The sequence below is a fragment of the Actibacterium sp. genome (assembly GCF_041584535.1).
In the GTDB taxonomy this organism is placed as follows: domain Bacteria; phylum Pseudomonadota; class Alphaproteobacteria; order Rhodobacterales; family Rhodobacteraceae; genus Actibacterium_D.
This window is the reverse complement of sequence record NZ_JBFHDW010000134.1, coordinates 1-7,136: the sequence shown is the minus strand read 5'-3', so window position 1 is coordinate 7,136 and position 7,136 is coordinate 1. Positions and strand designations below refer to the sequence as shown.

Sequence of the window (7,136 nt, the reverse complement as noted above, 5' to 3'; positions counted from 1 at the left end):
TCGCAAGATCAACTCCGCTACCGTCCGCCTTCACACGAACCTTAACGTTATAGTCAATCACGCGCTTCACAGGCACCAATACCTTCATAAGCGTCGTCTCCTTTAGTCAGTCTCAGCGTTTGGCGATCAGAACGAGCGGCGCATCAGCGCTTTCAGCTCGCCGACAACACCGCGGCGGAACGCCAGCACACAGATCACGAAGATCACCCCAAGCACCACCGGCACCCAAGCGCCCAGCGGACCCGAAGCAAGATAGTTTTGCAGGGCAATAATGATCCCGGCACCAACGGCGGGACCGGCAATCGTGCCCAGACCGCCCAGCAGGGTCATCAGAACAACCTCGCCCGACATGTGCCAATGCGCATCGGTAAGCGATGCCAGCTGGAACACCACGGTCTTGGTCGACCCGGCCAGCCCGGCCAGAGTTGCCGACAGGACAAAGGCCAGCAGCTTGTAGCGGTCAACGTCATACCCCAGCGAGGTCGCCCGGTCTTCGTTGTCACGAATGGCGCTGAGCACCTGACCAAAGGGCGAATACACGGTGCGGGCGATGATGTAGTAGCCAAGGCCGAAGATCGCCAGAACGAAGTAATACATCGACATGTCGTTCTGCAGATCGATGAAGCCCAGCGCGGTGCCGCGCGGCACGCCCTGAAGGCCGTTTTCACCGCCCGAGAAGTCGGCGCTGATAAACAGGAAGTAAACCATCTGGGCCAGAGCCAGCGTGATCATGGCGAAATAGATGCCCTGACGGCGGATCGCCAGCAGACCGACGGCAAAGCCGAGGATACAGGCCGAGCCAGCCCCGACAAGGATGCCCAGTTCGGTCGGCAGGCCCCAGACCTTAAGCGCGTGGCCAGTGATATAAGCCGCGCCGCCGAAGAATGCGGCGTGGCCAAAGCTGAGCAGGCCGCCATAGCCCAGGATCAGGTTGAAGGCGCAGGCAAACAGAGCAAAGCACAGCAGCTTCATCAGGAAGACGGGGTAGATCACCATGGGCGCTACCAGCAGCAGGGCAATGGCGATGATATATCCGATTTTGGTATTCATAGCGGGCATCCTTATGAAGCTTTGCCGAACAGCCCGGCCGGGCGCAGCACAAGCACGATTGCCATGACGACAAAGATCACGGTGGCGGATGCTTCGGGCCAGAACACTCGGGTCAGGCCTTCGATCACACCCATGGCCAGACCGGTCACGACAGCGCCCATGATCGAGCCCATGCCACCGATCACGACGACCGCGAAAACGATGATGATCAGGTTCGAACCCATCAGCGGGCTTACCTGGTTGATGGGGGCGGCCAGCACACCGGCGAAAGCAGCCAATGCAACGCCGTAACCGTAGGCCAGCGTGGTCAGCAACGGCACGTTCACGCCAAAGGCCTGCAGCAGTTTCGGGTTTTCAGTGCCGGCGCGCAGGTAGGCACCGATCTTGGTGCGCTCGAACAGGAACCAGGTGCCGAGACAGACGGCCAGCGAGGCCACGACCACCCAACCGCGATACCAGGGCAGGAACATGAAGCCCAGGTTAACGCCGCCCGACAGTTGCGAGGGCGCGGGATAAGGTTGGCCCGAGGCGCCGAACAGTTTGATAAACACACCTTCGATCACCAGCGCCAGACCAAAGGTCAGCAGCAGGCCATACAGGTGGTCGACGCCGGCAAGACGCCGCAGCAGAACCCGTTCCAGCAAAACGCCGAAGGCTCCGACAACGAGCGGCGCAAGTATCAGCGCGCCCCAATAGCCAATGCCCAAGTAGGTCGCCATCGCCCAGGCAGCGAACGCGCCCAGCATATAAAGCGCCCCGTGGGCAAAGTTAACGATATTAAGCAGCCCGAAGATGACCGCTAGGCCAAGCGAAAGAACCGCGTAAAAGGCGCCGTTGATAAGGCCAAGCAGCAGTTGGCCAAAAAGCACCTGAGGAGGAAATCCCAAAAGGTCGGTCAGCATGATTGGTGGTCCTGAATCTGGTCATCTTCATGCCCGCCGGACGGGACACCGCCCGGCGGGTGAGAGTGTTTGCCTTACTTGGTGGCGCAGGTGCTTTCGGACAGCGGGCCGTAAGCTTCTTCGCCGGGGATGGTGCGGAGGATCTTCAAGATGTCCCACTCGCCGGTCGATTCAGCCGGAGATTTGACCTCTGCCAGATACATGTCGTGCACCATGCGGCCGTCGGTGCGCAGAACGCCGCCGTGGGCGAATGCGTCTTCGACCGGCATTTCGCGCATTTTCGCAAGAACGGTATCGGTGTCATCCGTGCCGGTGGCTTCGATGGCTTTCAGATAGTGCAGCACCGACGAATAGGTGCCAGCCTGAACGCCCGTAGGCATCTTGCCGGTTTTCTCAAAGAACTTCTGCGACCAAGCGCGGGTCTCGTCGTTCAGGTCCCAGTAGAAGGACACGGTCATTTGCAGACCCTGAGCAACTTCCTGACCGATCGATTTCACGTTCGGAAGGAACAGCAGCAGACCGGCGATCTTTTGACCGGCGGCAACGATGCCGAATTCTTTGGCGGCTTTAACTGCGTTCACAGTATCGGCGCCGGCGTTGGCCAGACCGATGATCTTGGCGCCCGAGGCCTGAGCCTGCAGAACGAAGGACGAGAAGTCCGAGGCCGGGAACGGGTGCTTGGCAGCGCCCAGAACCTTACCACCATTGGCTTCGACAACGGCGGTCACGTCACGCTGCAGAGCTTCGCCGAAAGCGTAGTCAGCAGTCAGGAAATACCAGGTGTCGCCGCCCTCTTTCACGATGGCCGAACCGGTGCCCACAGCCAGAGCGCGGGTGTTATAGGTCCAGTGCAGGCCGGTCGGGATACAAGCGTCGTTGGTCAGCGGCGACGAAGCGGCGCCCGAAACCAGAGCGATCTTGTTCTGCTGTTTGGCAACTTCGAACACAGCCAGCGCAACCGAGGTGGTCACCAGCTCTGCGAAGGCGTCAACGCCATCGGTGTCGCCCCATTCACGCGCCTTGTTGGCGGCGATGTCGGCTTTGTTCTGGTGGTCGGCACTGACGATCTCGATCGGAGCACCGGCAACGGTGCCGCCAAATTCGTCGACAGCCATCTGCGCGGCCACGACAGCGCCTTCGCCTGCGACGTCCGAATAGACGCCGGACAGGTCGGTCAGAACGCCGATCTTGACCTTGCCGTCGCTGATCTCGGCTTGGGCGGCGCTGGCGACCATGGCCGCAGCGGATACGCCAAGCGCAAGTTTCTTAAGGGTTTTCATTCAATTCTCCTCCAGTTGAGACTGCGTTAAACGCTCAGGTACTGATCAAACACCGACTGTTTCTCTTCCAGCTCGTAGCTGTGAACAGTTTCGACGATATGACCGTGATCCATGATGAAATGCCGGTCGGCCAGAGGCGCCGCGAAGCGGAAGTTCTGTTCGACAAGCAAAATGGTATAGCCGCGCTTTTTAAGCTGGGTCAGAACTTCGCCCAGCTTGTCGTTGATCACCGGCGCAAGGCCTTCGGTGATTTCGTCCAGCAACAGCACGTTCGCGCCGGTGCGCAGGATGCGGGCCATGGCCAGCATCTGCTGTTCCCCGCCCGAAAGCCGCGTGCCTTGGCTTTTGCGGCGCTCGGCAAGGTTCGGGAACATGTCATAGATTTCTTCCAGCGACATGCCGCCCGGGGCGACGGTCGGCGGAAGCATCAGGTTTTCTTCGACGTTAAGGCTGGCGAAGATGCCGCGTTCCTCGGGGCAATAGCCCACACCCAGATGCGCAATCACATGCGGGGAGGCATCGATGACTTCCTTGCCCTTCAGCACGATCGAGCCGGTACGTTTGCCAATCAGGCCAACGATCGAGCGCAGCGTCGTCGTCCGCCCCGAGCCGTTGCGGCCCAGCAGCGTCACCAGTTCGCCCTGATAGACGGTCATGTCGATGCCGTGCAGCGCGTGACCTTCGCCATAAAAGGCGTGCAGATCCGAAATCCGCAGTTCTTCGATCTTTTCGCCCAGATGATGGCCGCCGATTTCGTCGTTTTCGATCGCCGTGTTCATGCCGCTTTCCCCATATATGCTTCTTTCACACGCGGGTCGGCCGACACGGTTTCATAGTTGCCTTCGGTCAGAATGGCGCCGCGCTGTAGCACGGTGATCGTGTCGCAAAGGGCCGACACCACACCGAGATTGTGTTCCACCATCAGGATGGTGCGATTGGCCGAGACCTTGCGGATCAGCTTGGTGATGCGATCCACGTCCTCGCGGCCCATGCCCTGGGTCGGCTCGTCCAGCAGCATCAGTTCCGGCTCAAGCGCCAGCGTGGTGGCGATTTCCAGAGCGCGTTTGCGGCCATAGGCCATGTCAGCGACAAGGGCGTCGGCAAAGCGTTCCAGACCGACCATCTCAAGCAGCTCGTCCGCCCGTTCGTTCAACCGGTTCAGCGTCTTGACGTTGCGCCAGAAATGGAACGAGGTGCCCAGCCCGCGCTGCAGCGCGACGCGGACATTTTCGCGGGCGGTCATATGCGGGAACACGGCGGAAATCTGGAACGACCGGATCACGCCTTTGCGGGCGATCTGGGCTGGCTTCGCATTGGTGATTTCCTCGCCGTTATAGACGATCTTGCCCCGTGTCGGGATCAGGAACTTGGTCAACAGGTTGAAGACCGTGGTCTTGCCTGCGCCGTTCGGGCCAATCAGGGCGTGAATTTCGTGACGACGAACATTCAAGTTCACATCGTCAACTGCGGTAAACCCTTTGAATTCCTTCGTCAGGCCGGTGGTCTGCAGGATGTAATCTGCGCGGTCGGTCATGTTTTTCGCTTTCCAAAAAAATTGGAGGGGGTCACTGGGGCTGCGCCAAGGCGGCCCCCTCCAGTTTCAGGGAGATCCCGAATAAGGGGTCAGAGCTCGCGCGCCTGATCCCGAAGGAGGAACTTCTGGATCTTGCCGGTCGAGGTTTTCGGCAAGGGCCCAAAGACGACGTTCTTCGGCACCTTGAACCGCGCCATGTTCTGGCGGCAGAACTCGATGAGTTCGGCTTCGCTCAGATCCGCGTTGGGCTTCAGCTCGACAAAGGCACAAGGCGTTTCGCCCCATTTCTCGTCAGGCTTGGCTACGACCGCGGCTTCCATGATAGCGGGGTGCTTGTACAGCACGTCCTCGACTTCGACAGACGAGATATTCTCGCCCCCCGAAATGATGATGTCCTTGGAACGATCCTTCAGCTCGACATAGCCGTCGGGGTGCATGACCCCAAGATCGCCCGAGGCAAACCAGCCGCCGATGAACGACTTGTCGGTCGCCGACGGATTTTTCAGATAGCCGCGCATAACGTTGTTACCGCGCATGAAAATCTCGCCCAGGGTCTTGCCGTCATGCGGCACCGGTTCAAGAGTTTCGGGATCGGCAACCATCAGCCCGGACAGCGCAAGGTTCTTGACGCCCTGACGGGACTTGAGCTTGGCTTTTTGCTCGGCGGTGCTGGAATTCCACTGATCTTTCCACGCACAGACCACCGAGGGGCCATAGGTTTCGGTCAGACCGTAGACATGGGTGACTTCGACGCCCATGGCTTCCATTTTTTCAATGACAGCGGCCGGCGGCGACGCACCAGCGGTCATGACTTTGACCTGATGGCTGAAATCCTTCAGCTCGTCCGGGGCGTTGGCCAGCATGTTCAGAACGATCGGAGCACCGCAGAAATGGGTGACCTTTTCGTCGCGGATCAGTTCATAGATCGGCTCGGCGCGGACGGCGCGCAGGCAGACGCAAACGCCGGCATTGGCGGCGATGGTCCACGGGAAGCACCAGCCGTTGCAGTGGAACATCGGCAGAGTCCACAGATAGCGCGAATGCTGCGGCATGCCCCAAGTCACGATATTCGACACTGCGTTCAGGTTGGCCCCGCGGTGGTGATAGACCACACCCTTGGGATCGCCCGTCGTGCCCGAGGTATAGTTCAGGCTGATCGCGTCCCATTCGCTGTCGGGCAGCGCCCAGTCGAATTCCGGATCGCCTTCGGCCAGAAGCGCGTCATAGGTCATCGACCCGACCAGACGGCCACCGTCAAAGCTGGCGTCTTCGATGTCGACCACCAGACGGTCGGTGTTGCCGGACATTTTCAGCGCCCGGTCCACGACTTCGGAAAACTCCGGATCGACCATCACGACCTTGGCTTCGGCGTGGTTCAGGATAAAGGCAATGGCCTCGGCATCCAGACGGGTGTTGATCGTGTTCAGAACCGCGCCCGACATCGGCACGCCGAAATGCGATTCGAACATTTCGGGGATGTTGGCGGCGATGACGGAAACGGTGTCGCCCTTGCCGATACCGCGCTTGCTCAGGGCGCTGGCCAGCTGACGGGTGCGGGTATAGGTTTCGGCCCAGTTACGACGGATATCGCCGTGAACAACGGCGGGATAATCGGGATAAACGGCGGCAGTGCGCTCGATAAAGCTAAGGGGCGACAGTGCCACATAGTTGGCCTCCGTCATGTCCAACCCTTGCTCATAAATGCCATTCGGATGTTGCATCCAGTCTCCTCCAAGCTGTGTGCGGTGGAAGCTGTGCCATAGGATTGTTGTTCAATTTCGCCCGGTTTGCACTCAATTGTAACAAGCCTCGAATTATCCTTGGGCGGACTGTAAACTTGCCCCATTCTCTGGCCTCAGAACGCAGACCGCAGGATCATGGCTATGAAGACAACGGCCTTTTCGCGCGATGAAAGCGCGGACCTTATGCTTGAAGGGCTGGATCACATTGATCAGGGCGTCACGATTTTCGACGCCGACCTGAAGCTGGTTGCATGGAACAACCGGTTTCTGGAAATGTTGAACTTTCCTGAAATATTGGCCTTCGAAGGCGCGGATTTCGCCTCGTTTATCCGTCACAATGCGTTGCGCGGCGAATATGGTGCCGGCGATGTCGAACAACAGGTGGCTGAACGGGTCAACAACGCGCTGAAATTCGAAAAGCACAAATTCGAACGCACCAATGCCGATGGGCGAATCCTGCAAGTCGCGGGCACGCCTCTGCGCCGGGGCGGGTTCATGACCGTCTATACGGATGTCAGCCTGCAGCACTCGATTCAGGACGAGCTTGAGCGCCGCGTGGCCGAACGCACCGAGGCGCTGAAACTCAGCGACGAGCGGTTGAAACTGATCGCCAACGAGGTGCCCGCCG

At 59.5% G+C, this 7,136-nt stretch carries 7 protein-coding genes and 1 pseudogene; 1 reads left to right on the top strand and 7 read right to left on the bottom strand.

Going from position 1 to position 7,136, the window contains the following annotated elements:
* The 7 genes and pseudogenes from ABYW26_RS08175 to ABYW26_RS08145 all read right to left on the bottom strand — a co-directional run.
* Positions 1–88 (bottom strand): annotated as a pseudogene (locus tag ABYW26_RS08175) (electron transfer flavoprotein subunit beta/FixA family protein); the annotation flags it as partial.
* 38 nt (positions 89–126) lie between these two features.
* The gene (locus tag ABYW26_RS08170) at positions 127–1,050 is read right to left on the bottom strand and encodes a branched-chain amino acid ABC transporter permease (RefSeq protein ID WP_372604277.1); all 924 of its coding nucleotides are present in this window, start codon (positions 1,048–1,050) and stop codon (positions 127–129) included.
* A gap of 11 nt (positions 1,051–1,061) precedes the next feature.
* Complete coding sequence (locus tag ABYW26_RS08165; protein WP_372604276.1) at positions 1,062–1,952, bottom strand: branched-chain amino acid ABC transporter permease; 891 nt, start codon at positions 1,950–1,952, stop codon at positions 1,062–1,064.
* Positions 1,953–2,026: 74 nt separating this feature from the next.
* Positions 2,027–3,232, bottom strand: coding sequence for an ABC transporter substrate-binding protein (locus ABYW26_RS08160; RefSeq protein WP_372604275.1), 1,206 nt, complete (start codon positions 3,230–3,232; stop codon positions 2,027–2,029).
* Between the two features lie 26 nt (positions 3,233–3,258).
* The gene (locus ABYW26_RS08155) at positions 3,259–4,011 is read right to left on the bottom strand and encodes an ABC transporter ATP-binding protein (RefSeq protein WP_372604274.1); all 753 of its coding nucleotides are present in this window, start codon (positions 4,009–4,011) and stop codon (positions 3,259–3,261) included.
* Positions 4,008–4,766 (bottom strand): ABC transporter ATP-binding protein, encoded by a 759-nt coding sequence (locus ABYW26_RS08150; protein ID WP_372604273.1) that lies wholly within the window; start codon positions 4,764–4,766, stop codon positions 4,008–4,010. Before ABYW26_RS08150 ends, ABYW26_RS08155 begins: the two co-directional genes overlap by 4 nt.
* A gap of 89 nt (positions 4,767–4,855) precedes the next feature.
* A complete protein-coding gene (locus tag ABYW26_RS08145) occupies positions 4,856–6,487 on the bottom strand; it encodes an acyl-CoA synthetase (protein WP_372604272.1) in 1,632 nt (543 codons plus the stop codon).
* Between the two features lie 162 nt (positions 6,488–6,649).
* Here ABYW26_RS08145 and ABYW26_RS08140 point away from each other — a divergent pair.
* On the top strand, positions 6,650–7,136 hold a 487-nt coding region (locus ABYW26_RS08140), incomplete at its 3' end, for a PAS-domain containing protein (RefSeq protein WP_372604271.1).